We start from the raw sequence: 25,821 nt of genomic DNA, 5'->3' as shown, positions 1-25,821 counted from the left end.
TCATTTTTGTAACACAACTGTCATATTCAATTTCTAAGATGCCCTCACAGAGGCGGCACAAACAGACTGTTGTAAGACAGCATAGAGTGAGATATGAGCGATTTTCAGCATTCATCCATGACCTATTTCAATCGGGAACTGGCATTATTCGAGTTCCATCAACGGGTATTGGCCCAAGCGCTGGATGAGCGTCTGCCGCTGCTGGAACGCTTAAACTTTCTGATTATTTTTTCCCGAAATCTGGATGAGTTTTTTGAAATCCGCGTGGCGGGTTTAATGAAACAGCTGGATTTAAATGCCCTGACCCGCACTCCGGATGCAATTCCGACCGAACTGGTGCTGGCACAGTTATCTGAAGAAATTCATGCGGCGGTCGAGCTGCAATATCGCACCTTAAATCAGGACATTCTGCCGCAGTTGCAGCAGGCCGGGATTCGTTTTATCCAATATCCACAAATTCAGGACAAGCATAAACCCTGGATTGCCCAGTATTTTGCCAAACAGGTCCAGCCGGTACTGACCCCAATCAGTCTGGACCCGTCACATCCGTTTCCGCGACTGGTCAATAAAAGCCTGAACTTTATTGTCAGTCTGGAAGGTAAGGATGCCTTTGGCCGTGAAATTGAAATGGCGATTGTGCCAGCCCCACGTTCCTTGCCGCGCTTAATTACCTTGCCGCCTGAAGTGGCCGGGGAAGGGGAGGAACAGATTTTCCTGACGGCAATTATCCAGCAGCATATCAATGACCTGTTCCCAGGCATGAAAGCCACCGGCTGCTATGCTTTTCGTGTCACCCGAAATGCCGACCTGATTCTGTCGGAAGATGTCGATGATCTGGCGGTGGCCTTAAAAGATGAGCTGTCATCACGCCGTTTTGGTCGTGCGGTGCGTCTGGAAATTGAAGATGACTGCCCGCAGAGTATTATTGACTACTTGCTAGATGAGTTTGATCTGGATCAGCAGCAGCTGTATCAGACCAGTGGCCCGATTAACCTGTCGCGTCTCACCACCAGTTTTGACCGTCCGGAACTGAAATATCCGATTTTTAGTCCGGTGATTCCGCCGGTATTTCGCAAGCAGAAACCAATTTTTGAGGTGCTGAAAAAGCAGGATGTATTGCTGCATCATCCGTTTGATTCTTTTCAGCCGGTGATCAGCCTGCTCAAAGAAGCGGCCAAAGATCCGCATGTGCTGGCAATTAAACAGACCCTGTATCGCAGTGGTCCGGACTCGGAAATTGTGCAGGTACTGGCTGAAGCGGCGCGTAATGGCAAGGAAGTCACTGCGGTCATTGAACTGCGTGCCCGCTTCGACGAAGAATCCAATATCATGGTTGCCAACGTGCTGCAGGAAGCCGGTGCGGTAGTGGTGTATGGCATTGTCGGCTATAAAACCCATGCCAAAATGATTCTGGTGGTACGCCGCGAGCAGGACCAGCTGGTGCGTTATGTGCACTTGGGCACCGGTAACTACCATGCCGGCAATGCGCGCATGTACACCGACTACGGCCTGATGACCACCCAGCCGGATATCTGTGAAGATGTGCACCGCATGTTCCAGGAACTGACCGGCATGGGCAAAATGGCCAAACTGAAAAACCTGCTGCATGCGCCGTTCACCCTGCACACTGAACTGCTGAAACTGATTGAACAGGAAATTGAATTTGCCCAGGCCGGCAAAGCCGCGCAGATCATGATTAAAGTCAATGCCCTGACCGAGCCACAACTGATTGCGGCGCTATACCGTGCCTCGCAGGCCGGGGTGCAGGTTGATCTGATTATCCGTTCGATTTGCTGCCTGATTCCCCAAGTGCCGGGCATGTCAGACAATATCCGGGTGCGTTCGATTGTCGGTCGTTTCCTGGAACATACCCGCGTCTATTATTTTGAACATGGCGGCGAGAAAAAACTGTTCTGTGCCAGCGCTGACTGGATGGGACGTAACCTGTTCTCACGGGTTGAAACCTGTTTCCCGATTCTGGACAGCAAGATCAAGAAATGTATTGTCGAAGATGGTTTACGCAGCTATTTAAATGACAACCAGAATGCCTGGGAATTGCAGTCCGATGGCCACTGGCAGAAAGTGCAGCCGGAACCGGAACAGCCCCTGCACAGTGCACAGGCCTATTTACTGCAAAAAAAGCTCCTCAAACTCTAAGCCTCTATCAAAAAATCCTGACACGGGTCAGGATTTTGATCAGACGACAGCGGCTGCTGCGTCTTAAGACGCTTTAGAGTGCTTGCCACGTAAAATTTCAGTTCTTAACTGCTGGGCCAGTTCGGCCGCTTCACTGTCCATGCCATTGACCATATAGGCATGCCGGGTCAGCACATTGGTCGGGTTTGGCATACTGACCAGTTCATAATGATCGGACAGGGTTTTCAGTAATTCATGCGGTAAATGCACCGCATTTTCCTTAGCTGACAGCTGGCTGACCAAGCGTTCTGCCGCCTGCACCGAAGACAGCTGCATGGCATCGACCGGGCTGGACAGTGCACTGCGGGTTTGCAGCACAAAGCGTTTTTCTTCACGGTAGCGTTTATACAGCACTTCAGACAGCAGCTGGAACACGGTGCCAATCATCGCCAGACACGGTGCCGCATTCGGTTTATCGGCCGACATGCTTAAGGTGGCGCCATCTTCATGGAATGGTTGTACCGTGGTGATATCCTGCTGGCTAAGTTTATAGTGCTGCACACACAGCTCGATGCTCTTGTTCAGGAAAATCTGGCATAGATTAAAATACGGCACCGAAACGGTTTTGTTGACCGTATCCATCAACTGTTTCGGATCATAGAACTGGATGTTTAACGAAATTGTATGCTGATCAACCGGGGCCGGTTTGTTTTCTTTCAGTTTTGGTGCGGCTTTGGCCTGTTGCTGCGCCTGTGCAATCGCCAATGCGGTATTGTGTTTTTCCTGCTCCAGTGCCTGGGTCAGATTCTGGATTTCGTGTTTCAGACGCGATTCATTGTTGATACGCGCCAGATATTCTGAACGGCTTGGACGGGCAATCGCACGATAGGCCAGCCACAGCAGGGCATGAATAAACAGCGAACTGAGAATCGCCATCCACTGGGTACGCAGAATTTCGCCAATACTTGGTTTGACCAGGGTCACTTCAATGGTGCCGACTTTCTTTTCGTTTTGCAGCGCATCGCGTACAAAGACTTCACCCTGACGGGTTTTGGCCAGGCCACCGGTGGCCAGCACCTGATTGTTGGTATTCAGAATGCGAATTGAGGCAATACTCGGGTTGGTGGCATAACGATCGGCCAGAAGTGCCAGTGAAACGGTATTGGCCGGTTCCAGCTCGGACAGGCTGTCTGTGACCAGCTGGCTGGTGATCAGCTGGCCTTGACTGGCCCGATTTTCATTGAGCTGGTGAGTCGTTGCCAGTACCAGTAAAAAGGTATGCAAGGCAAAACTTATGGTCAGTAGGCTAGCAAATAGCCCTTGTCTAGGCGCATTCAACGTAAACTTCCAAAGTAATTCTACTTAATTTCGATTATGATTCTAACAATAGTTGTAGCTCAGACCCGAGTCAATTCATGCGAGAAATCATTCTTATATCATTTTTAGGACCTGACCAACCGAATCAGTTTACTCGATTAATGCAGGTTCTGTCCGCTCATTCCTTACAAATCTTAGATGTCGGTCAGGCGGTCATTCATAACCAGTTGACTTTAGGTATTGTCGTCTCATCAGATGACCAGACGGCTACCGCATTAGCCATGAAAGAGATCCTGATTTTAGCACATGATATTGGCTTAACTGTGCGCTTTAAACCGATCTCTGCAACAGAGTATGAACAATGGGTCAATGAAGGTGGCCGTACTCGTTACATCGTGACGGCTTTGGCGCCAGAACTCAATGCCTCTCATCTGCAGGCAGTAACACAAATTGTATCCAGCCAGGGTTTCAATATTGAGACCGTGACCCGTCTGTCTGGCCGTCCGGCAGCAGATGGTTCCAGCCAGGGGCCAAAACGTGCCTGTGTGCAGTTTGGTTTAAGCGGTCAGATGCTCGATGCCGCAGCCATGCGTGCCGCCTGTTTAAGCCTGTCCAACGCGCTAAGCGTCGATGTCGCGGTACAGGAAGACAATGCTTATCGCCGTAACCGTCGTTTGGTCTGCTTTGACATGGACTCAACCTTAATTGAGCAGGAAGTGATTGACGAACTGGCGATTGAAGCCGGTGTCGGTGCACAAGTGGCTGAAATTACCGAGCGTGCCATGCAGGGCGAGCTGGATTTCCAGCAAAGTTTCCGTGCCCGTGTGGCCTTGCTAAAAGGTCTGGATGCGTCGGTTCTGCCAAAAATCGCCGAGCGTTTAACCGTGACTGAAGGCGCCGAGCGTCTGATTTCGACCTTAAAAGCCCTGGGCTATCGCACTGCGATTCTATCGGGCGGATTCCAGTACTTTGCCGAATATCTGCAGGACAAGCTGGGGATTGATGAAGTACATGCCAATATTCTGGATGTCGAGCATGGCGTAGTGACCGGTGAAGTGAAAGGCCATATTGTGGATGGTGCGCGTAAAGCCCTGTTGCTGCGTGAACTGGCCGAGAAAATGGGTATTTCTCTGGAGCAGGCCATTGCGGTAGGTGATGGTGCCAATGACCTGCCAATGCTATCCATTGCCGGTCTGGGGGTTGCTTTCCGTGCCAAACCGCTGGTACGTGAAAATGCCAATCAGGCGATTTCCAGCGTTGGCTTGGATGGTGTTTTGTATCTATTAGGTGTCCATGATAAAGACCTGAACCGGGCTTAAGCACATCACAGGTTGAATCAAGCGCAGCATAAGGGCTGCGCTTTTTTTATGCAAAATCAGTGAACAAGGGCAAATGTTCATTTTTTGACTGAATCGAAATCTGCTTTAAAAACATCGAAAAAAATATTTTCAGGGCAGTTTTGCAGGTTGTTTTTTTGTAATGACACGCGAAAGAAGGAGTAGCCTTATCTTCAGAAATCTTTAAAATTAAAAAAGTGTAATGACAATATAATATTGCGACAATGTGTGTCGCGTGGTCAAAATTTAAGTCTTTTTTTATCCAGAAAACTACTCATAATGCTTCCATAGATTTGAAATTGGCCTTGCCATTCATTTACAAGTATTGAAGATGGCATGGGGACTCGACAAGATCCACATCCATTTTTGGACGGAGGTTTTTATGTTAACAGCGAATTTAGCAACTATAGTCGGCTTGAGCTTGGTAGCGGCTGCTTTGATTGCTGTTTTCTTTTCGCCTTATCGTCGTTGGTTAAGCTTCATGTTGGCCGGTATGGCATTTTGGGGCATTTTAGAAACGGTCCGTTTTAGCGTACAAACTGTTTTTGAACTGCCTGTGACCTACAGCTATCTGTCTGCATTAACCCTGGCGATGATTGTTGTGACATTGCTTCTGCTACGCGAAGACCGTCGTGCAGAGCGTGCATTGGCCAAAAGACGTTATATCGAACATACCCCAGTGTATGAAGATGACCAGCAGCAGTATTCCAGCCGTTAAGTCTATACAGATAAAACGTCCAAAAAATGTACAGTCATGTACATTTTTTTTTACTTTCGATAATGATTGTTATACAAAGCCTTGCTGAAAAATCAGCTGTTTATGGTAGGATGAAAAGCAATCTAACCCAACAATTACAATAGGCCCGGACGTCATGAAACTTTCCTCAATTCCTGTCGTGAAACTCCCTCTGGTTGATGTCAGCACGGATCCGCTTGATTTACTCGTGACAGGTTTGGCTTTGCGTATGAAGCAGCTTGCCCGTACCAGCCCTAAATTTATTGAGTTGGTTCATGAGCGTCAGTTCCGCATCCAAATTGGTACCGATACCGGTTTTGCCCGTCAGATTATTGTCAATAATGGCGACATTGATACCGTGTCGGGTGATGCTGAAAAAGCCGATTTTATTTTGCAGTTCGCCGACAGCGAGCAGGGCGTGAAAACCCTGATGAAAGGCGATCCGACTGCCTTTATGACCGGCATGCAAAATGGCACCATTAAAATGGAAGGTGATTTTGGTCTGCTGGTCTGGTTTAACCAGGTCGCGAAACTGGTACCACCAAAGTTGCCAAAACCGGTCAAAGAAAAAATTAAAATGGCGCGTCAGTTTATTAAGCAGAAAACCGGCAAATCAATCTGATTGCTGCGTCGAAACGCCCAAGAAAAAGGTCTTCCAGTGGAAGACCTTTTTTTATGCACCCGGTAGAGACTTATTCAATTTCCAGCTGAAAGGTCACCGGCCCGTCATTGATCAGATGCACTTTCATGTCGGCGGCAAAAATACCAGTTTGTACATGATCAAACTGGCTTTGTGCATATTCAACCAGCTGTTCATACAAGGCTTTTGCTTCAGCCGGTGGCATGGCCGGACCGAAGTCAGGACGTAAACCTTTTTGGGTTTGGGCCATCAGGGTAAACTGTGAAACCAGCAATAAACCACCGCCCGCCTGGGCAACGTTCCAGCCCATTTTTCCCTGTTCATCATCAAAGAAACGGTATTTCAGGATTTTATCAATCAGCTTCTGGCCTTTTTCTAGGGTATCTTCCTTACCAATCCCTAAAAAGACCAAGATACCGTGCTGAATTTCTCCGGTTGTTTCACCCTCAACAACGACTTTGGCTTCTAGCACTCGCTGTAATAATGCGCGCATATTTGACTCAAAAACTGAAAATTATGTGCATTGTACAAGAACCGCAGCAAGTCTGCAGATTAGCTCTGCTTAAAATGTATTCTAATCTATTGACTATATTTGATAATATTTTAAATAATCTAAAAACACGATTGAATTTATAAAAATTATCTGTTTTATCTATTTTTTACTCTCGACTATCTTAGCCCATGCACGAAAGGTAATAAATTGAGAGATTTAGAAATGTTTAAGCGTTCATTACTGGTTGCAATGCTTGCAACTGTCACAGCCGCACAAGCTGCCCCATTAACTAAAGATAACGGCGCGCCAGTGGGGGATAACCAGAACTCGATCACTGCTGGTCCAAATGGTTCCGTTTTACTTCAAGATGTACAATTAGTTCAAAAATTACAACGTTTTGGTCGTGAGCGTATTCCTGAGCGTGTGGTACATGCGCGTGGTACGGGTGCCTATGGTGAATTCGTTGCAACCAAAGACCTATCTGATCTGACCCTTGCTTCATTGTTCAAAGCCGGTACTAAAACTCCAGTTTTCCTACGTTTCTCTACCGTAATTCATGGTAAAGGCTCACCAGAGACCCTACGTGACCCACATGGTTTCGCAGTGAAGTTCTACACACAAGAAGGTAACTGGGACTTGGTCGGTAACCAGACACCGGTCTTCTTTATCCGTGATGCGATCAAATTCCCAGACTTCATTCATGCCATGAAGCCAAGCCCGGTGACTAACGTACAAGATGCCAACCGTGTGTTTGATTTCTTGTCGAGCCAGCCATGGGCAACCAACATGCTGACCTATGTATACGGCAAGCAAGGTGTTCCAACCAGCTACCGCGAACAGGACGGTTTTGGGGTTCACGCTTACAAACTGTATAACGACAAAGGCGAATACAAGTACGTGAAATTCAACTTCCGTTCTAAACAAGGCGTGAAGGGCTTGAACGTGAAAGAAGCGGCTGAGCAGCAAGGTAAAGATTTCAACCATTTGACCAATGATCTTTATAACAACATCTATGCAGGTAACTTCCCGAAATGGGATCTGTATATTCAGGTGCTTGATCCTAAAGACCTGGGCAAGTTTGATTTCGATCCGCTAGATCCAACTAAAATCTGGCCAACTGAGCTGGTTCCAGAAACTAAAGTCGGTACCTTGACCCTGAACCGTATGCCGAAGAACTTCTTCAATGAAACTGAACAGTCAGCATTTGCGCCAGGTAACCTGGTTCCAGGTATCGAGCCATCAGAAGACCGTCTGTTACAAGGCCGTATCTTCTCTTATTCAGATACACAAATGTACCGTCTGGGTGCAAATCATCAGCAGATTCCAGTCAACCGTCCAGTGGTAAATGTGAACAACAATAACCAGGATGGCTACATGAATGTATCTGAGCGTGACTCAGATGTGAACTATGAGCCAAGCCGTAAAGAGCCAAAAGCTGCCACTGAAAAAGCACGTGCGGTACAAACACCATTATCTGGTCATGTACAGCAAATTGGCGTGAAAGAGCAGAACTTCAAGCAGGCAGGTGAGCTGTACCGTTCATACACAGCTAAAGAGAAAGATGACCTGATCATGAACCTGGCTGCTGACTTAGGTGCAGTGAAAGATTCAGAAACCAAGCACATCATGTTGTCTTATTTCTACAAGGCAGATGCAGACTACGGTACCCGTATGACCAAAGCGGTGAACGGTAACCTGGCGACGGTTAAAGCTAAAGCTGCAAAATTAAAAGACTAATCTCGATTGGTCTTGAGGAACTGGTGACTAGGGTATAGCGCATCACCTCCGAAAAGTCCTGTAAAACTCCAAACCTTTCCTGCACCCTAGGGGGAGTTTTACAGGCACTCTGTTTCTATCTCATCTCAGGTGAATTGAATCCTGAGTGACTGAAATTTTCTTTTCGATTTCTGTTGGAGTTCATCATGAAAGTTATGCCAGAAGCATTTTTAGCCAGTATTCTTGCCTTCAGTTGCGCATTCGCAACTGCTGCTGAAGTGAAGAATGTCTCCCCTGCGAAAACTGTGGCAAGCGTTCAGATGACTTCACAACAGGAATTGGTCGACCTGTTCTTCGCTGCGGCCAAAATTGGTAATAGCGAAGTTATCAACGAATTTTTAAAGCATGGCTTTCCGGTCGATGTGCGCAATAAAGACGGTTATACCCCGCTGATGATGGCGACCTATTATGGTCACCAGAGTATTGTTACGACCTTGTTGAAACATGGTGCAGACCGCTGTGCCCGAGACAACCGCGGCAATACCGCTTTAATGGGGGCCTTGTTCAAAATGGAATTTGCCATTGCCAAGCAGCTGCGTCAGGTGGATTGTGATGCCCAAGCCAAAAAGGCCGGACAAAAAACCACGGCTGAATTTGCTAAAGTGATTGGCCAGGAAAAACAGCTACAGAAAATCATCCAAGAAACAGAAAAACCTAAAACAAAAGCAGATAAATAGGCTGTTATTTACAGCAGTACTTTGGTCTATATTTCTCTTGGCTGTATGTAATTGCTGCAATATTGCAGGGCTTTTTATGCTTTAATGCAAAGATAAGCACAGCGATATTTCCTAAGTTATGGCGCCAATCATCCAATCCCTGCTTGATACTGACTTGTACAAATTCACCATGTTACAAGTGGTATTACACAAGTTTCCGCAAACGCACAGTCTTTATCATTTCCGTTGCCGTAATCTTGAAGATACGGTTTATCCACTCACGGATATCCTGGATGATCTGAACCATCAGCTTGATCTGCTGTGCCAGCTGAAATTTAAAGAAGATGAACTACAGTATTTACGCAGCTTGCGTTTTATCAAAAGTGATTTTGTGGATTATCTGGAGCTGTTCCAGCTCAAACGCCGTTTTATTCGTGCCGGCATCGACAGTGAAGGGCGTCTGGATATTGTGGTAGAAGGCCCGATGGTTCAGGCCATGATGTTCGAGATTTTTGTGCTAGCCATTGTCAATGAGCTGTATTTCAGCCGTATTCGCAGTGACGAGGTGCTGGCCGAAGGTGAACGCCGTCTACAGGCCAAAGTGGCCTTGGTACAGCAATATGCCGCTGAGCAGAATCCAGAAGATCCGCCGTTTCTGGTTTCGGATTTTGGTACACGCCGCCGTTACAGCTTTGCCTGGCAAAAGCATGTGGTGCAGCAGATTAATGCCGCCGCGCCGGGCGTATTCCGCGGTACCAGCAATGTGCTGCTGGCCAAAAAGCTTGGCATTACTCCAATTGGCACCATGGCGCATGAATTTTTACAGGCCTTTCAGGCGCTGGATGTGCGTTTGCGCGACTTCCAGAAAGCGGCGCTGGAAACCTGGGTACAGGAATATCGGGGTGACTTGGGGATTGCCCTGACCGATGTGGTCGGGATGGATGCCTTCCTGCGTGATTTTGACCTGTATTTTGCCAAACTGTTTGATGGCCTGCGCCATGACAGTGGCGACCCGTATAGCTGGGGCGACAAAGCCTATGCCCATTATAAAAAGCTGAAAATTGACAGCAAAACCAAGATGCTGACCTTTAGTGATGGCCTGACCCTGGAAAAAGCCTGGGCGCTACACAACTACTTTAAAGACCGCTTCCAGGTCAGTTTCGGGATTGGCACCAACCTGACCAATGATATGGGACAAACCCCGCTGAATATTGTGTTAAAGCTGGTGGAATGTAACCGTCAGTCGGTGGCCAAAATTTCCGACAGTCCGGGCAAAACCATGACCGACAACGACACCTTCCTCGCTTATTTGCGTCAGGTGTTTGATATTCAGGAATAAGCAAAAATACAGGCCAGGTTCAGCCGATGCTGGACCTCGCCATCTCCCTGCTGGCGCGTTGACCTCTATCCATTTTTCTGCGCAAGGAATGCAGAAATTCAGGATAATCCTAAAAATGACTTGTGCTAACATCAGGGACAAGGATAGTGATAAAACATACAACCACGATGAATGATGCCACGATCAATTTCGGTCTGTTGATTGAAGCCGAAGACCTGGTGCCCTATTTAGGCAGTGAAAAATTACGTATTGTCGATTTAAGCCGCAACTCGGTCTATGAACAGCTGCATATTCCACATGCGCTACATGTAAAGCCAAAACTATTGCTGCGTCAGGAAGAGTATGCTTCGGGTTTATTGCCGGAGCAGGACGGCCTGGAAGAACTGATCCGCTATTTAAATATTTCCCCTGAGCATCATGTGGTGGCCTATGACGATGAAGGCGGAGCCTGGGCCGGGCGTTTGCTGTGGAATTTACATTGTTTAGGTTTTGAAAACACTAGCCTGCTCAATGGCGGGATTCATGCCTGGCTGGCGGCCGGTCTGCCGACCTCGTCGGAGCTGCCGAGCTTTGCGCCGGTTGAGCATTTGGTGCCGGTACAGCTGAATGATCAGTATCAAATTCAATATGATGCGTTATTAGAGCAGGTACAAAGTGCTGAACTGCAACTCTGGGATTGCCGCACTGCAGAAGAATATAGCGGACAGCGACTGGCGGCGCGACGCGGCGGTCACATGCCGGGCGCCCGACATTTCGAGTGGAGTACTGCCCTTGACCGCGAAAATCATTTAAAATTGCATCCGCTAGAACGCACGCAGCAACGTCTGGAACAACTTGGCTTTGATTTAAGCCAACCGGTGGTGGTGTACTGCCAGTCTCATCATCGTTCCGGTCTGGCCTATATTCTGGGCCGTTTACTGGGTTGGCCAATCCGGGCGTATGCAGGTGCGTGGAGTGAATGGGGCAATCGCCTCGACAGTCCTATCATTACCGGAGAGTTGCCGTCTTGAGCCTCACATCTCGTTTAAAAAAACAATTATTTATTCAGGCCCAGCGCGTGGTACCCCAGCACCAGTTGTCTCGTGTGGTGGGTAAAATTGCTGCCAGTGAACACCCGATGGTGAAAAACGCAGTAATTCAGGCATTTAAAATGCAGTACGGAATTGATATGTCGATTGCCGAGCAAGGCAATGCCCTGAAATTCAAATCCTTTAATGAATTCTTTACCCGTGCCTTAAAAGATGGGGTGCGTGTGGTCGATGCCGATCCGAACAGCATTGTTTCTCCGGCTGATGGCGCGATTTCCCAGCTGGGTAAAATTGAAGATGGTGCAATTTTTCAGGCCAAAGGCCAGAACTTTACGGTTGAAAACCTGATTGCCGATCCACAGCTGGCCGAGCCGTTTAAAAATGGCCAGTTTGCCACTGTGTATTTATCACCGCGGGATTATCACCGGGTGCATATGCCATTTGCCGGTACCTTAACTGAAACTCTGTATGTACCGGGCGAGCTGTTTTCAGTGAACCAGACCACGGCAGAACATATTCCGGGACTGTTTGCCCGTAATGAACGCATGGTCTGCCTGTTTGATACCGAGATGGGCCGGATGGCGGTGGTGCTGGTGGGTGCCATGATTGTGGCCGGTATTGAAACGGTTGCCACCGGCAAGGTCAAACCATCGGGCCGTTTGGAGCTGAACCAGCATGACCTGTTCCTGGAAAAAGGCGCCGAGCTGGGTCGTTTCTATCTCGGTTCTACCGCAGTGATTTTATTTGAACAGGATAAAATGCAGTGGGATGCGCAGTATCAGGCCAATTCTCTGGTGGAAATGGGCAAAGCCATGGGTCATCGCCTCTAAGCTGTTTGTATTGAAATGAAAAATGCCCGGATTAATCCGGGCATTTTTATGGGTATTCGGTTTAAAGGCTATACAGCCGTTCTTTGGGAAAGACGGCCTTAAAGGTTGAGCCGCTATTTTCTTTGGACTCGACTTCTAAATGGGCATTGTGCTGCATCAAGACATGCTTGACGATGGCCAGCCCTAAACCGGTACCGCCGGTCTGACGGCTACGCGCGCTATCTACCCGATAAAAACGTTCGGTTAGACGCGGCAGGTGTTTCGGATCAATGCCGATGCCGGTGTCCTGCACGCTAAAATAGCCATGCTCGCCATCATCATGCCAGCCAATGGTAATGGTGCCGCCTTTCGGGGTGTATTTGATGGCGTTGGTAATTAAATTGCTAAAGGCACTGGCCAGTTCCATATCGGAGCCAATCAGGTCGCAATGACTGTCGATATCCAGATTCAGGGTATGGCCATAATCAATATTGTAGGCATGCGCATCATCAAACAGCTGGTTCATCAGACTTGGCATGTCAATAATCTGGTTTTTAGCAATGGTCTTTTCATTTTCCAGACGCGACAGCAGCAGCAGGTCATTGACCAGCGCATTCATACGCCGGGTTTGCGACTGCATCTGTTCAAAGGCACGTTTCCAGCGCGGATTCATGTCTTCCTGGTCGGTAAAGGTTTCAATATAGCCACTCAGTACGGTCAGCGGGGTGCGTAATTCGTGCGAGATATTGTCGACAAAGTCTTTGCGCATCTGTTCCAGATTGTGCATCCGGGTCATGTCATGTGCCACCAGCAGGCGGCTTTCGCCACCAAAGCGGGTCATTTTGACCTGCACATAGTGTTCATCCAGCACGGTCGATTTGATTTTCAAGCCATCTGGTGCCTGATCAATATGATGAAAATATTCAATAAATGCCGGTTGGCGCAAAATGGTTAAAATATTGCGACCACGATCCAGTGGCTGAATGCCGAGCAGGCGCTCTGCTGCCGGGTTCCACCATTCGATCTGATGGTTATCATCAATCAGCACTACCGCTTCGGCCAGGGCCACTAGTGACGACTGAGCGCGGTCAATCAGCCCGACCATTTCGGCCTGGACAATACGTTCCTGACGCTGCGAGCGGTAGACATTAAATAATAAAGCCCCCCAAATGCCATGCAAATTGGGGGGAACATCATAGGGACGGTTGGCAATCCAGTCATTGACCAGATAGAGGGAGCGCATTTGGGTGGCGAAAAACGCCAGAAAGCCAATAAAAATACAGATCCAGAACTGTTCGATCCCGAGACCAATAAAACCTGCAATTACTAAAAAAAAGATCAGTAAACGGAGATCTTGTTTGGCAAAAGTCCACAAACTGCTGTAACGGACATTCTTGTGGTCACGGGCCAGTTCGGGGACAGGGTATGGTTCATACATAAAAAGCGATTAACCTAAGGCGACATCCGCACGGGTTGAGAAACGGTATCCAGTGCCACGAACCGTTTGTACAAAGCGGTCTGCGCCAAATGGCTCCAGCACCTTGCGTAAACGACGAATATGCACATCAATGGTACGATCCTCAATATATACGTTGCCACCCCAGACCTGGTCAAGTAGTTGTGCACGGGTATAGGCACGTTCCGGATGCGTCATAAAGAAGGCCAAAAGACGATATTCGGTTGGACCCATGTCCAGAATGTTGTCGCCAAAGCTGACGCGCTGGCTGACCGGATCTAGAATCAGGCCGTTGGCATCAATGGTTTTTTCACCATTCAGGGCATTGGCACGGCGCAGTACGGCTTTGATGCGTGATACCAGCTCACGGGTAGAAAACGGTTTGGTCATGTAGTCGTCGGCACCGGCATCCAGACCCTGAACCTTGTGGTCTTCTTCACCGCGTGCAGTCAGCATGATCACCGGAATTTCCGCCAGGTTTTCATCACGTTTTAAACGACGACATAAATCAACACCGCTGACACCGCCAGGCATCATCCAGTCCAGCAAAATCAGTGCCGGGCGTTGATCGACGATCATCTGATGCGCCTGTTTGGCATCTTCGGCCTGTAAGCAATGAAAGCCGGCCATATCCAATGAGGTATGGATCATCTCTCGGATTGGAAGTTCATCATCGACAATTAAAATGTAGTCATCTTTCACAACGCAATACCCTATAAGTGAACGGTGAACCGTTTATATTTATGACAGGCTTATTACAAAGATTAATTATGACAGTATCATTGCAGAAAGGGCAGACAGCGCTATTTTCGCAATGTTTTGTGACAATTTTTTGTACAGAATGGGCTGAATCCGGAATTCATTTAAAAAAATTTAAATAAAAGATTCAAATATTTAATTTTTCTTGCAGTTTGATGACAGGGATTCAGGCTTTTTTGCTACTTTCTGGCTCCGCTTCGGAAAAATGTTCGAGCAGGGAAATGAACACCACGCTACAGGCGCTGAGCACTTCATCCATTGACTGCTTAAAGCCGCTCATGACCCAGCGGATGGCAATTTGGGTGACATAACCGTTCAGGCCGCTGGCAATTAATGACAGTTCGCGTTCTGAATGCTGCAGGTTTGGCATCATTAGCATGACAAAGGCCTGAATCATGCGGTCAAAGCGCGCCATGCTTTCCTGAATGGTGGCCTGGTTGTGCAGTTCCTGTACCAGCATGGCATCAATATAAATAATCCGAGCCATCTGCGGGTTGTCTTTGAGCGTAGTCAGCAGGGCAGTTAAACCGGCTTCAATCATTTTTTGCGGATTGGTCGAGGCCTGCATGATGGCCTGCATCACATTGTGTTGCAGTGCATCAATCAGCTGTAAAAAAATGGTCTGGAACAGGTCTTCACTTTTTTTGAAGGATTCGTAGAAATAGCGCTCGGTGAGTTTGGCCTCGGTACAAATATCTTTCACCGTGACCGCAAAAAAACCATGCGTACCATAGGCGTGCAGGCCGGCTTCAATCAGTTTTTCCCGGCGTAGCTGTTTGCGCTCGCTCAGCGATAATCCTTTAAATTGGCGCTCTTTATTTTGGGTATTCTGCGCATTTGGGGGAGTGGGGTGTTGTGCTTCGGTCATAGTAAAAAGGCCAGTTCACATCCTATATTGCTATAGATTAACAAGATTTTGCGCTAAGTGCGAAGTTTGGCATTCAGATTTGAACGCAGCAGACAGAAATCTGCGGGCTTTTGCATTGACAATGATTATTGTCAAAATTATATTTGAGTGGTGAAATTGAAGTGCGCTGCCATGCCTGAGGGACGCAGCAAGACCATCCATAAAAAGGAAGCGGAATGAAAAATTTTAAAAATAAAGTCGCGGCGATTACCGGAGCAGGTTCAGGCATTGGCCAGCAGCTGGCCGTATTATTGGCCCAGCAGGGCTGTCATCTGTCTTTAAGTGATGTTAATGAAGAAGGTTTGGCTAAAACCAAAGCCTTGCTGAGTGATTATAACGTGCGAGTGACCACGGCGCAGGTGGATGTGGCAGATCGGGCGGCTATGAAGCACTGGGCTGAACAGACCGTGCAGGATCATGGCTCAGTCAATATGATTTTTAACAATGCCGGGGTGGCCTTAGGATCGACCGTTGAAGGTGCCTCTTATGAAGACCTGGAGTGGATTGTCGGGATTAATTTCTGGGGCGTGGTGCATGGCACCAAAGAATTTTTGCCGTATATCAAACAGACTGGTGATGGCCATATTGTCAATATTTCCAGCCTGTTCGGGATTACTGCGCAGCCGACCCAATCGGCCTATAACGCGACCAAATTTGCGGTACGTGGTTATACCGAGTCGTTACGTCAGGAACTGGATATCCAGAACTGTGGCGTGAGTGCGCTGTGTGTGCATCCGGGCGGGATTCGGACCAATATTGCCAACGCCGCGAAAATGAATGACAGTCTGAGCAGTCTGGGCATGAATTCAGAAAAGTCGATACGCTCTTTTAATAAATTATTGCGTTATCCGGCAGAGCATGCGGCACGCGATATTCTGGATGCGGTTTTAAAAGATAAACGCCGTTTGTTGATTGGTAATGATGCCAAAGCCATTGATTTAATTCAGCGGATTGTCCCTAGTGGCTATCAGCGGGTGATGGCGGTGGCGACCCAGCTGGGCAAAGGCCGTAAATGAATTGTATTTGAAAGAAGCCTGCGCTAAGCGGGCTTTTTTGTGGCTGTTCAGCACATTTCATTTTTTATTTATCTGAAGTTCAGAATAAAACTGTCAAGTTTTTGACAGATTTGAATAAGCCGTTTTGACATCATCAGCTCATCCCGAGTGGAAACCTTTAAAAACATCAAAAGAGAAATGAAGGAAATTTAACATGAGCTATGACTATCAACATATTCAGGTCAAACCGATTAATGGCCGTATTGGCGCTGAGATTCAGGGTATTCAATTATCTTCGCAATTAGCGCAAGCGGTGATTCAGGAAATTAATCAGGCGCTATCTCCTGCCGTCAAATCAACACCTCAATGGTCTTTTTCTTCCAGACAAACTGATAATACAGGCCTTGTAAAATACACAGACTGACAAAGGCCAGCGCATAGGCATACCAGATGCCTTGTAATCCCCACCACTGACTGAACAGATAGGCACACGGTACTTCAATCAGCAAAATTGCCAGCACATTAAGAATCATTGGTACCGTGACAGTCCCGCTGGCGCGCATAATCGAAGCGAAAATGGCACTGGCACCAAAGAACAAAATTGACCACAATACAATAAACAGCAGCTGCTGGCCCAGCTCGACCACCTGCGGGTCGGTAATAAACAGCGCCATTAAATATTTCGAGAATAAATAGGCCAGCACCACTAGCATCCCGGTAATCATCAGGTTCATGCCCAAAGCAGTACGGGTGACTTTGGCCAGTAAATCGGACTTGCCAGCCCCAATCGCCTGCGCACCAAAAATAGAGGCGGCAATGGCAATCGACAGCGCCGGAAACTGAATATAGTTCAGCACCTGATTCACCGCACCATAAGCCGCTGTGGCTTCAGCGCCATAACGGTTGACCAGCCCGACAATCACCAGACCGGCCACCGACGTGGTGACCATCTGAATGCCGGTCGGAATACCCAGACGTAAAATAATCTTGCTCAAGATCGGTTGATGGCGAATATTTTTCAGCAATTGCCAATCCGGTCGTAGCGGATGGTTTTTCTTGTTCAGATACACCGCCAGAAAAATCAGCACCGCCAGATAACCAATAATGGTGGCAATGGCCGGAGCAATAATCCCCAGACGTGGAAAACCAAAATAGCCGGCAATTAGCACCGGGGTAATAAACAGCCCGATCAGGCTGGTCATGCCTAAGGCAATTAGGGGGGTAATACTGTCGCCCACGCCGCGTAAAATAGAGGTGTAAATAATATAGACAAACAGCAGCGGACTGCCGGCCAGCATCCATTGCACATAGGGCAACGACAGATGCATCACCTGCGGATCGGTACCTAAGGCTAGCAGAATGGATTTGGCGAAAATCACGCCCAGAATGGCAATGATGGTACCGCCAATCAGGGTCATAAACAGGGTCGAGCCGACCACACAACGCACTTTTTCAATATTCTGCGCGCCCCAGGCTTGGCCAACCAGCACGGTTGAACCCGCGGAAAGCCCGATCACAAAAGCCATCAAACAGAACAGAATCGGGAAAAATACCGCCACTGCTGCAATGGCATCGACACCCATCATCTGGCCAACAAAGACGGTGTTGATGGTGCCAGACAGGTTTTGCAGAATATTGGTGGCAATCAGCGGCAGCAGGAAAATCAGGAAGGTTTTCCAGAGCTTGTGTTGATTCACCAAAGGTTGATGCTGCGGCATGAGCAATCCTGTAACCGGTTTATGATCGTGTGCATGAATGGCTTTACCCTAGCATGAGCCTGTAGCAAAAAGCCTTAGCAATTGCGTAACTTAGCTGATCTTACGTACTCATGTTAACAGGCCGAGAAAATCTCTGCGGCCCGATCCAGCGTCTCATCTTTTTTGGCAAAACAGACCCGAATCAGGCGTAAATCATCCGGCGGGGTCTGATAAAAAGCAGAAATCGGAATCGCCACAATCTTGTGCTGCTCGGCCAGATACTGGCACATCTGCAGATCATTTAAATCCGGGCGGATGGCGCGATAGTCCAGATTCTGGAAATAGGTGCCTTGCGCGGGAATCCACTGAAAACGGGAGTGCTGGATACCGGCCTGAAAGCGGTCGCGTTTGGCCTGATAGAACGCGGCCAGTTCAGCAATATGTTCCGGATGCTGTTGCATAAATTGTGCCAGCGCGACTTGCACCGGGGTCACACCACAGAAATTGGCAAACTGATAAACCTGCCGGAACAACTGCATCAAAGCCGGTGAAGCCATGCAATAACCGGTTTTCCAGCCGGTGACATGAAAAGTTTTACCAAAAGAACCAATCACAAAACTGCGCTCGTGCAGGGCCGGAAAATCAAGCGCTGAATAATGCTGCTGGCCGTCATAGACCAGATGTTCATAGACCTCATCGGACAGTACGACAATATTGCGATCCTGAATCAGCTCAATCAGGGTCTGCCAGTCCTCGGCTGACCACAGCGTACCGCTCGGGTTATGCGGGGTATTGACGATGATCATGCGGGTACGATCATGAATGGCATCTTTGACCTGATTCCAGTCGACCTGAAAATGGGGCGGCTGCAAGGCCAGATGGATAGCTTTCCCGCCGGCCAGTTGCACGGTGGGTGCATAACTGTCATAGCTGGGATCAAAAATAATCACTTCATCCCCGGCCTGCACTACTGCCTGAATGGCACAGAAAATGGCAATGGTCGCGCCGGCGGTAATGCTGATTTCGGTGTGAGGATCAAACGAACGGCCGGTCTGTTGCTGCTTTTGCGTGGCCAGCTGTTCTCTGAGCAATAACAGCCCATCGCCGGGTGGATACTGGTTCTGGCCCTCTCGTGTCGCCTGACACAGGGCCTCCAACAGGGCCGGTGGGGCCGGAAAATCGGGGAAACCCTGTGACACATTCAGGGCATTCAGGCGCTGGGCCAGGGTGGTCATGACACTAAAAATGGTCACACCAAGCGCAGGAAGTTTAGATTGAAGTTCAAGCATGACCATTGACTACCGTTATTGTGTATGCACATCGCATGATAAGCCGCCATCCGCCAGCAATTGAAGCGGTGAGCGAAAAAAACTGAATTAAATCAATTCGACCAGCGCCCGGATAATCCCCAGTGCCAGACCAATAAAGGCCCCCACCACCACGCCATTGACCCGGATCATATGCAGGTCGCCGCCGACTTCGTTTTCAATTTTGCCAATCATCTCGCGTGAATCCCATTCATGAATCCGCTCACTAATAAAACGGATCACTTTTTCACTGTACTGGTCAGAGAGATTGACGGCGATGCCGCTCATTTTGTCATTCAGCAACTGGCGTACGGCGCCGTTACTGATAATGTTCTCACCGACCTGCTGAATGGCCACGCGCAGGTTTTCCGCAATACCGGAATCGGGTTTTTCCAGATCTGCCCGGATTGCATCACACAAAATCACCACTGCACCACTAATAAAATTCAGCACTTGCGGACTGTCCAGCAAGGCATTTTTGGTCTGGTTCAGGCGTTGGCTGGCGGCACTGTCCTGATCGGCCAGCTGTTGCATCAGCTGATGCGCCATATCTTCCACTTTTTGTCGCCACGGATGATCGGGATCGGCCAGCATCGAATCGACCCGTTCCAGTAAAGAGTCGATGGTGCGCTGCTGTACATCAATACCAATCCAGCTGGCACCTCTGGCCAGACGCCACACGCCCAGTTCTTTAAACAGGGTGCGGGTCAGCTCGCGGGTTTCTTCCGGATGTTGCAGCATCCAGTCATGCGCCAGATCCAGCCCGCGTTGCAGCACATCCTGATGGAAATCATTTTCCAGCACTGCGCGCAGCATTTCACTGGCCAGATAATTAATGTCAGTATTTTTGACCCATTGCACGCTGTTGTTCTGGATAAAGCGGCCAATCTGTTCCTGCCCGACAAATTCAAAAATCTTCGGTACGGTCTGTTGAATTAGCTGGCTGACCTGCTGGTTGTTCTGTGGATTGGCCAGCCATTTACCCACGGCCAGCGATACATCGGTATTGTGCAGGCTGCGCTGTACAATTTGCGGTGACAGGAAATTTTCCTGAACAAAACGTCCCATCGATTCGGCAATACGGTCTTTGTTGCGCGGAATAATTTCAGTATGGTCCCGCAGAAACTTGGGAATGGGCAGCCGGCCAAAGGGATTACGAAACAGCACAGTAATCGCATACCAGTCAGCCAGCCCGCCGACCACGCCAGCTTCAGCCGACAGCATCAGAATATGAATCAGCCAGATATAGTCGGGCAGCAGTTTGGCCAGCACCATTAAACAGATCCAGGCCAGCACGGCCGTGATCAGGGCCATGGTGGCAAAACGCTTGCTGCGTTGCAGGTTTGGAGAAGTCGGTGCTGGCGCTGTCTGCATGCATGTTTCCCTAGTTTGAAGTGGCTACCGGTGGCTGTAACACCTGACCGCCTGGACTGAGCCCGTATTTTCCACCCAGTGACTGCAAGATCAGGCGAGCATCAAAGGCATCACTTGGGGCGCTTTTTTGATCTTTATAACATTGAATCGTATAGGAAACCTGAATCGGGTCAACATTAATGACCTGCGGGTAGTCATAAAATGGGTCAGGCCAGAAAGCCGGATGGCGACGATAATAGCCATAAGGATAAAAGCTCGGTGCCGGATAGACCACAGCCTGACGCGGTGGCTGCTGGCTGCGGTTACTTGGATCATCCAGCACTTTAAAGAAGGTATGGCCCTGTTGCAGCGTGGTTTGCGCAGCTTTGACCAGGGTAATTTCTTCGGCGGTGCCAAAGCTCATGTTGGGACGGGCCTGAAAACTGATGCGATAGGTCTGGCTGTTCAGCGGCGTCACCGAATATTGACCCAGCTGGTCAAAGGTCAGCGGCTTGGATGGTGTGGTGGCACAGCCGCCCAGCAGCAGACTGAGCCCGAGGCCTAAACCAAGAATTAGATGTTTCATGCTGTTCTCCTGTGAAGATACTGCAAGGGGAGAATGAACCGCGTTTTAATTAAAAACTGCTGTTCGGTTGGGTCAGGAACTCCAATTCTTCTGCGCTTGATTGGCGTCCCAATATTTGATTGCGATGTGGATAACGGCCAAAGCGCTCAATAATCACTTTATGTTTCAGTTCATAGCCCAACACGGTGGAGTCATTCAAACTTTCAAACAACGTTAATGCGACTTCGTGAATACGTTTGGATTCACTGTGCATAAACGGCATATATAGAAAACGACGTTCGGTTGGGTTTAAGTCCTGATCCAATTTTAAGTGAATCATTTCTTGTGCCAACACCAAGGCCATTCCATCTTGGGCAAAGGCACGCGGGTCATTACGGTATAAATTACGTGATAATTGATCTAAAACAATGATTTCAGCCAAACGACCTGCGGGTGTTTCGCGCCATGTCCATAGTTCTCCTTGTGCCGCTTGTTGCAGTACATCGGTAAATTTTTCTGCAAGCACGGCATCAAACTCTGCGCTTTTGACAAACCAGTTCGGTTCTGCAGCAGGAGAAAACCAAAAATCTAAAAAATCCTGATAATTCATACGCTTTATTATTTACCTCTGTTCTTTTGATTATAAAATCACAAATTTCACATGTCTTATAGAGCAACTTTGTGATAAAAAATTGCCAAAAATAAAGTTGTGGGTTTGTTTGAAAACTATACAGGATGTAATGTGCCGGCACTAAATCGCGTTATACTGATATAAACCGATGATTTTCTTTAGTAGTTTTTTGCGATAAGCGAGATTGTAATGAGTCAACCCGAATCGACCTCTCAAGATACTTTAACGACTTGGGTGGATTCTTCGCTACTGCGCGGCATGTTGCGCGGTATTGAGCGTGAAAGCCTGCGTATGCAAAGCAATGGATTTCTCTCTCAGGCAGCCCATCCGAAGGGCTTGGGTTCGGCACTGACTCATCCGCATATCACCACCGATTATTCCGAAGCATTAATGGAGTTTATTACTCCGCCGCAGGACAGTATTCCGGGCGCACTGAATTATTTAAGCGATATTCATGCCGTGGTGCACCGTCAGCTGGAACATGAAGAAAAACTCTGGCCGCTGTCAATGCCGTGTATGCTGGATGATGCCGAAGAACGCATTCCGCTGGCGCAATATGGCAGCTCCAATATTGGCCGCTTCAAGACCTTATACCGTCATGGTTTGGGGGTGCGCTATGGACGCCGGATGCAGACCATTTCCGGGGTGCATTATAATCTGTCTTTCCCGGATGCCTTATTTGAAGCGCTGCAACAACAAGAAAGCGATGAGGCACTCAAAAATCTGAGCCTGCAGGATTATCGCAGCCATCGCTATTTCGGTTTAATCCGTAATTTTATTCGCCTGACCCCACTGGTGATGCTGGTGGTCGGTGCCAGTCCATCGGTGTGTCAGTGTTTTATGACCGGCCGTGAACATCATTTGCTGCCACTGGTACGCGGCACGCTGTTCCTGCCATATGCCACCGCCTTGCGCATGGGCCGTTTTGGTTATCAGAATTCCGCGCAAAAACAGCTCGGGATTCACTATAACAACCTGAGTGGTTATTTAGAGGGTCTGCAAAAAGCCGTCAAAACCCCATATCTGCCATTTAGCCGTTTGGGCCTGAATGATGCACAGGGTGAGCCGATTCAGATCAATGATCACGTGCTGCAAATTGAAAACGAATACTACAGTCTGGTGCGTCCAAAACAAGTGCCGCAGGCGGGTGAAACGCCATCGCAGGCGCTGGCCAATCGGGGTGTTGGCTATGTCGAATTACGCGCGGTCGATGTCAATCCGTATAGCCCGATCGGGATTGATGAACACACCGCCGGCTTCCTGGAAGTGCTGGCGCTGTACTGTCTGCTGAAAGACAGCCCGGCGTTATTGGATGATGAACAGGACATTATTGAGCGCAATCAGGCCGAAGTCGTGAATCGTGGCCGTGCGCCAAATGCCACCATTTTGGCAGATGGCCAGTCCTATCTGATTGAAGACTGGAGCCGTAGTCATGTTCAGGCCATGCAGCCTTTGGCTGAACTGCTGGATCAGGCCTATGCCACAACGCTATATAGTCAGGGTCTGGCGACCATGCTCGGCCGGATTGATGAAGTCGATGCGACGCTATCCGCGCAGGTGATTGAAGATACCTTACATCAGGGCGGCACCTGGAATTTTGGCAGCCATATGGCGCAGCAACATGCCGACGTCTATCAGGCGCATGTATTAAGCTCGGAAACGCTGGCCTATTTTGAAGAAATGGCCCAGCAATCATTGCAACAACAACAGCAACTTGAGCAGGAACAGACCTTGAGTTTTGAGCAGTTTCTGACTCAGTACCGATAAAAACAGAAAGAGGATTGACCATGCAATGGAGTTATCGCTTCGTGAGTGGTGTTTTGTTTTGTGCCAGTGTGGTGGGGATGGCCTTCGCCCTGTATCTTGAGCATGTGCAAGGTCTGGCGCCGTGTCCATTATGTGTTTTCCAGCGTGTCGGCCTGATTGGTCTGGGGATCATTTCCCTGATCGCGCTGCTCCACAACCCGCTTTCGGGGGCGTTTAAACGGCTGTATGCCTTTTTGGGCAGCTTAAGCATTTTATGGTCGGCCGGTGTTGCCGCGCGGCATGTCTGGCTGCAAAACCTGCCGCCAGATCAGGTGCCAAGCTGTGGCCCGGGACTGGATTATCTGGTCGATGCCTTGCCAATGAAAGCGGTGCTGCAACAGGTGCTGTCTGGGTCTGGCGAATGTGCAGTGATTGACTGGACTTTTCTGGGCCAATCCTTGCCGGTCTGGTCGTTAGTGTTCTTTATTGTGCTAACGATTATTAGTATCTGGCAGTTAATCCGTACCTATCCCTATACTGCGGCCAAAACCAAGCCGGTAAAAAAGAAATAATATTGTCTCCAGATCAATAACAAACAGGAGGGCGATGACCCTCCTGTTTTAATTGTAGCGCATCAATTTTTAAGTCAGGGCAATGCCTTCAATACTTTCTAAATTGACAATATATTCACGCACCTGTTCATTGACCCGGTCATCATTTTCCGGATAAAACCATTTCACAATCTGCTCGGCCACGCTGGAATGGTACTGAATTTCCATATGATTTAGACCATAAAATACCGCCTTATGCGATTCTGGCAGTTTGAGCTGAAAACGCGGGTTCGGATGTTCACCCAGCGCACTTTTGACACTGACCAGATAATCGCCAATCACTTTGCGGGTGCGGTTGCGCTTGTTTTCATATTCAATGGTGCCGGCCACCAAAAAGGCATTGATATGCGAGGGAAACGGCGCCGGTTTGCGGTTATCATCAATTTCACCAATTCGCGCTTCATTGTGTTCCCAGTCATCATCGCGCACGCTGCCATAACGTAAATCCAGAATGCCGTTACTGCGGATATTCACCACATGCCCGACAATTTTCATAAACGGGAAACGCCCCAGTTTGTCCTGCAAGTGAAAGCCGAAACGCTCCAGCGCTGCACCATGATGCGGCGAACCCAGACAGACCAGGTTATCGACCATATGAATCCACTCATGTAAATCCTGCTTGCCATAAAACAGGGCACTGCGTGACACCAGCCCGCCCATGCTATGTCCAATCAGGCTGATGCTGGTGATATTCGGATTGCGCTGAATCAGATCTTCCAGGGTATTGGCCAGACTATGACCATTGGCGGAAATACGCCGTCCGGTATTGTAATTTAAATACAGCATGGTGTTGCGCTGGCGCTGTGCCAGCAGTTTTTCGCCAATACCACCATATTGCTGATGTGACCAGTCCAGATGGTTCATACACAGGCCATGCACAAACAGAATCACCTGTCCGGTCAGCTCGCCTTTTTGCACACTGCCGTAGTGGTCATAAATGGTCATTGGCAATGCCAGCGGATTTTGCTGATTCAGCAAATAATCACCCAGTACACCATTTAAAATACCAACCAGCGCATGCATATACGGTGTCAGCGGCTTGTCATGTAAACGTGGAAAACGGTCAATCACCTGACGCAGGCTGGGCGCCAGCAGGTAGTTGCTATAGTTTTGCAAGGTATCAAAGGACAGGCTGTACAGCTTGCGAATGGGCGACATATTCTGGAATTTTCGGGAGTGCTGTTCACTCATGCCAAACAGGCTCAGCAAGACCTCACGCTGAATGGTCTGCACCAGCTCTTTGACCACCTGATGCACCGGCATACTTAACAGCTGCGCCAGACCTTCCAGTAAATCGGCCTGGCTGGGCGGTGTGGTGTCCCATTTACAATAAGTTTCATGCAATGGCGTTAAACTTGGCATGTGCTACTGCCCCCTAACAATAGTGTCGCGGCTACTTTCTTTTTCGTTGGCTTCACGGTATAAATTTCTAAGCTTAATTTTATATCATTCATCCCGAACAACTTTTACAATAGCCAGGATGACGCCCCAGTTTTAATTTTTTTGTCTAACAATTATTTGTGACAT

23 protein-coding genes are annotated in these 25,821 nt (G+C 48.5%); 12 read left to right on the top strand and 11 right to left on the bottom strand.

Going from position 1 to position 25,821, the window contains the following annotated elements; all coding sequences use genetic code 11:
- Positions 1-93: 93 nt before the first annotated feature.
- Complete coding sequence (gene ppk1 / locus FTT89_RS09105; RefSeq protein ID WP_180061628.1) at positions 94-2,157, top strand: polyphosphate kinase 1; 2,064 nt, start codon at positions 94-96, stop codon at positions 2,155-2,157.
- Between the two features lie 63 nt (positions 2,158-2,220).
- On the opposite strand, the gene FTT89_RS09100 is transcribed toward ppk1, so the two are convergent.
- The gene (locus FTT89_RS09100; RefSeq protein ID WP_005180919.1) at positions 2,221-3,474 is read right to left on the bottom strand and encodes a hypothetical protein; all 1,254 of its coding nucleotides are present in this window, start codon (positions 3,472-3,474) and stop codon (positions 2,221-2,223) included.
- Positions 3,475-3,551: 77 nt separating this feature from the next.
- On the opposite strand from FTT89_RS09100, the gene serB reads away from it, so the two are divergent.
- From serB to FTT89_RS09085, 3 genes are all read left to right on the top strand, one after another.
- Positions 3,552-4,772 carry a phosphoserine phosphatase SerB gene (serB, locus tag FTT89_RS09095; RefSeq protein WP_005180917.1) on the top strand — a complete coding sequence of 407 codons (1,221 nt, stop codon included), beginning with the start codon at positions 3,552-3,554 and terminating at the stop codon, positions 4,770-4,772.
- Positions 4,773-5,172: 400 nt separating this feature from the next.
- Positions 5,173-5,508: a ciprofloxacin tolerance protein AciT gene (aciT, locus tag FTT89_RS09090; RefSeq protein WP_005180916.1), complete on the top strand. Its 336-nt coding sequence runs from the start codon at positions 5,173-5,175 to the stop codon at positions 5,506-5,508.
- A gap of 154 nt (positions 5,509-5,662) precedes the next feature.
- Positions 5,663-6,148 carry a hypothetical protein gene (locus tag FTT89_RS09085; RefSeq protein WP_016658700.1) on the top strand — a complete coding sequence of 162 codons (486 nt, stop codon included), beginning with the start codon at positions 5,663-5,665 and terminating at the stop codon, positions 6,146-6,148.
- A gap of 70 nt (positions 6,149-6,218) precedes the next feature.
- Here FTT89_RS09085 and dtd read toward each other — a convergent pair whose 3' ends face one another.
- Positions 6,219-6,659 carry a D-aminoacyl-tRNA deacylase gene (dtd, locus tag FTT89_RS09080; RefSeq protein WP_005180909.1) on the bottom strand — a complete coding sequence of 147 codons (441 nt, stop codon included), beginning with the start codon at positions 6,657-6,659 and terminating at the stop codon, positions 6,219-6,221.
- A gap of 222 nt (positions 6,660-6,881) precedes the next feature.
- On the opposite strand from dtd, the gene FTT89_RS09075 reads away from it, so the two are divergent.
- The 5 genes from FTT89_RS09075 to asd all read left to right on the top strand — a co-directional run bounded on the left by FTT89_RS09075 (position 6,882) and on the right by asd (position 12,288).
- Positions 6,882-8,396 carry a catalase gene (locus FTT89_RS09075; RefSeq protein ID WP_005180906.1) on the top strand — a complete coding sequence of 505 codons (1,515 nt, stop codon included), beginning with the start codon at positions 6,882-6,884 and terminating at the stop codon, positions 8,394-8,396.
- Between the two features lie 185 nt (positions 8,397-8,581).
- Positions 8,582-9,112 (top strand): ankyrin repeat domain-containing protein, encoded by a 531-nt coding sequence (locus FTT89_RS09070; RefSeq protein ID WP_005180904.1) that lies wholly within the window; start codon positions 8,582-8,584, stop codon positions 9,110-9,112.
- A gap of 118 nt (positions 9,113-9,230) precedes the next feature.
- A complete protein-coding gene (pncB, locus tag FTT89_RS09065) occupies positions 9,231-10,430 on the top strand; it encodes a nicotinate phosphoribosyltransferase (RefSeq protein WP_104470560.1) in 1,200 nt (399 codons plus the stop codon).
- 167 nt (positions 10,431-10,597) lie between these two features.
- Positions 10,598-11,440, top strand: coding sequence for a sulfurtransferase (locus tag FTT89_RS09060; RefSeq protein WP_005180899.1), 843 nt, complete (start codon positions 10,598-10,600; stop codon positions 11,438-11,440).
- Positions 11,437-12,288 carry an archaetidylserine decarboxylase gene (gene asd, locus FTT89_RS09055; protein WP_005180897.1) on the top strand — a complete coding sequence of 284 codons (852 nt, stop codon included), beginning with the start codon at positions 11,437-11,439 and terminating at the stop codon, positions 12,286-12,288. Before FTT89_RS09060 ends, asd begins: the two co-directional genes overlap by 4 nt.
- 61 nt (positions 12,289-12,349) lie before the next feature.
- Here the strand turns inward: asd and phoR are convergent, their stop codons facing one another.
- The 3 genes from phoR to FTT89_RS09040 form a co-directional block, all read right to left on the bottom strand.
- A complete protein-coding gene (gene phoR, locus FTT89_RS09050) occupies positions 12,350-13,705 on the bottom strand; it encodes a phosphate regulon sensor histidine kinase PhoR (protein WP_016658705.1) in 1,356 nt (451 codons plus the stop codon).
- Between the two features lie 9 nt (positions 13,706-13,714).
- The gene (gene phoB / locus FTT89_RS09045) at positions 13,715-14,425 is read right to left on the bottom strand and encodes a phosphate regulon transcriptional regulator PhoB (RefSeq protein ID WP_005180894.1); all 711 of its coding nucleotides are present in this window, start codon (positions 14,423-14,425) and stop codon (positions 13,715-13,717) included.
- Positions 14,426-14,648: 223 nt separating this feature from the next.
- Positions 14,649-15,350, bottom strand: coding sequence for a TetR/AcrR family transcriptional regulator (locus tag FTT89_RS09040; RefSeq protein ID WP_168395913.1), 702 nt, complete (start codon positions 15,348-15,350; stop codon positions 14,649-14,651).
- Between the two features lie 215 nt (positions 15,351-15,565).
- On the opposite strand from FTT89_RS09040, the gene FTT89_RS09035 reads away from it, so the two are divergent.
- Entirely contained in the window at positions 15,566-16,405 is an 840-nt protein-coding gene (locus FTT89_RS09035) for an SDR family oxidoreductase (protein WP_016658706.1), read from the top strand.
- A 329-nt stretch (positions 16,406-16,734) separates the two neighbouring features.
- Here the strand turns inward: FTT89_RS09035 and FTT89_RS09030 are convergent, their stop codons facing one another.
- From FTT89_RS09030 to FTT89_RS09010, 5 genes are all read right to left on the bottom strand, one after another.
- Positions 16,735-18,102: an MATE family efflux transporter gene (locus FTT89_RS09030; RefSeq protein WP_180006668.1), complete on the bottom strand. Its 1,368-nt coding sequence runs from the start codon at positions 18,100-18,102 to the stop codon at positions 16,735-16,737.
- Positions 18,103-18,215: 113 nt separating this feature from the next.
- A complete protein-coding gene (locus FTT89_RS09025) occupies positions 18,216-19,370 on the bottom strand; it encodes a methionine aminotransferase (protein WP_168407544.1) in 1,155 nt (384 codons plus the stop codon).
- Between the two features lie 87 nt (positions 19,371-19,457).
- A complete protein-coding gene (locus FTT89_RS09020) occupies positions 19,458-20,762 on the bottom strand; it encodes a DUF445 domain-containing protein (protein WP_016658710.1) in 1,305 nt (434 codons plus the stop codon).
- 10 nt (positions 20,763-20,772) lie between these two features.
- The gene (locus FTT89_RS09015; protein ID WP_005180882.1) at positions 20,773-21,327 is read right to left on the bottom strand and encodes a hypothetical protein; all 555 of its coding nucleotides are present in this window, start codon (positions 21,325-21,327) and stop codon (positions 20,773-20,775) included.
- Positions 21,328-21,376: 49 nt separating this feature from the next.
- Positions 21,377-21,916, bottom strand: a complete 540-nt coding sequence (locus tag FTT89_RS09010; RefSeq protein ID WP_180134214.1) for a DUF924 family protein — start codon at positions 21,914-21,916, stop codon at positions 21,377-21,379.
- A 210-nt stretch (positions 21,917-22,126) separates the two neighbouring features.
- On the opposite strand from FTT89_RS09010, the gene gshA reads away from it, so the two are divergent.
- Both gshA and FTT89_RS09000 read left to right on the top strand, forming a co-directional pair.
- Positions 22,127-23,704 carry a glutamate--cysteine ligase gene (gene gshA / locus FTT89_RS09005; protein WP_180134213.1) on the top strand — a complete coding sequence of 526 codons (1,578 nt, stop codon included), beginning with the start codon at positions 22,127-22,129 and terminating at the stop codon, positions 23,702-23,704.
- 20 nt (positions 23,705-23,724) lie between these two features.
- A complete protein-coding gene (locus tag FTT89_RS09000) occupies positions 23,725-24,255 on the top strand; it encodes a disulfide bond formation protein B (RefSeq protein WP_016658712.1) in 531 nt (176 codons plus the stop codon).
- Between the two features lie 69 nt (positions 24,256-24,324).
- Here FTT89_RS09000 and FTT89_RS08995 read toward each other — a convergent pair whose 3' ends face one another.
- Positions 24,325-25,656 (bottom strand): hypothetical protein, encoded by a 1,332-nt coding sequence (locus tag FTT89_RS08995; protein WP_180046858.1) that lies wholly within the window; start codon positions 25,654-25,656, stop codon positions 24,325-24,327.
- Between the last annotated feature and the right edge of the window lie 165 nt (positions 25,657-25,821).

Source organism: Acinetobacter sp. YH01025, assembly GCF_013420185.1.
In the GTDB taxonomy this organism is placed as follows: domain Bacteria; phylum Pseudomonadota; class Gammaproteobacteria; order Pseudomonadales; family Moraxellaceae; genus Acinetobacter; species Acinetobacter indicus.
The sequence above is the reverse complement of the archived record's forward strand: the minus strand, read 5'-3'. Positions and strand labels throughout refer to the sequence as shown.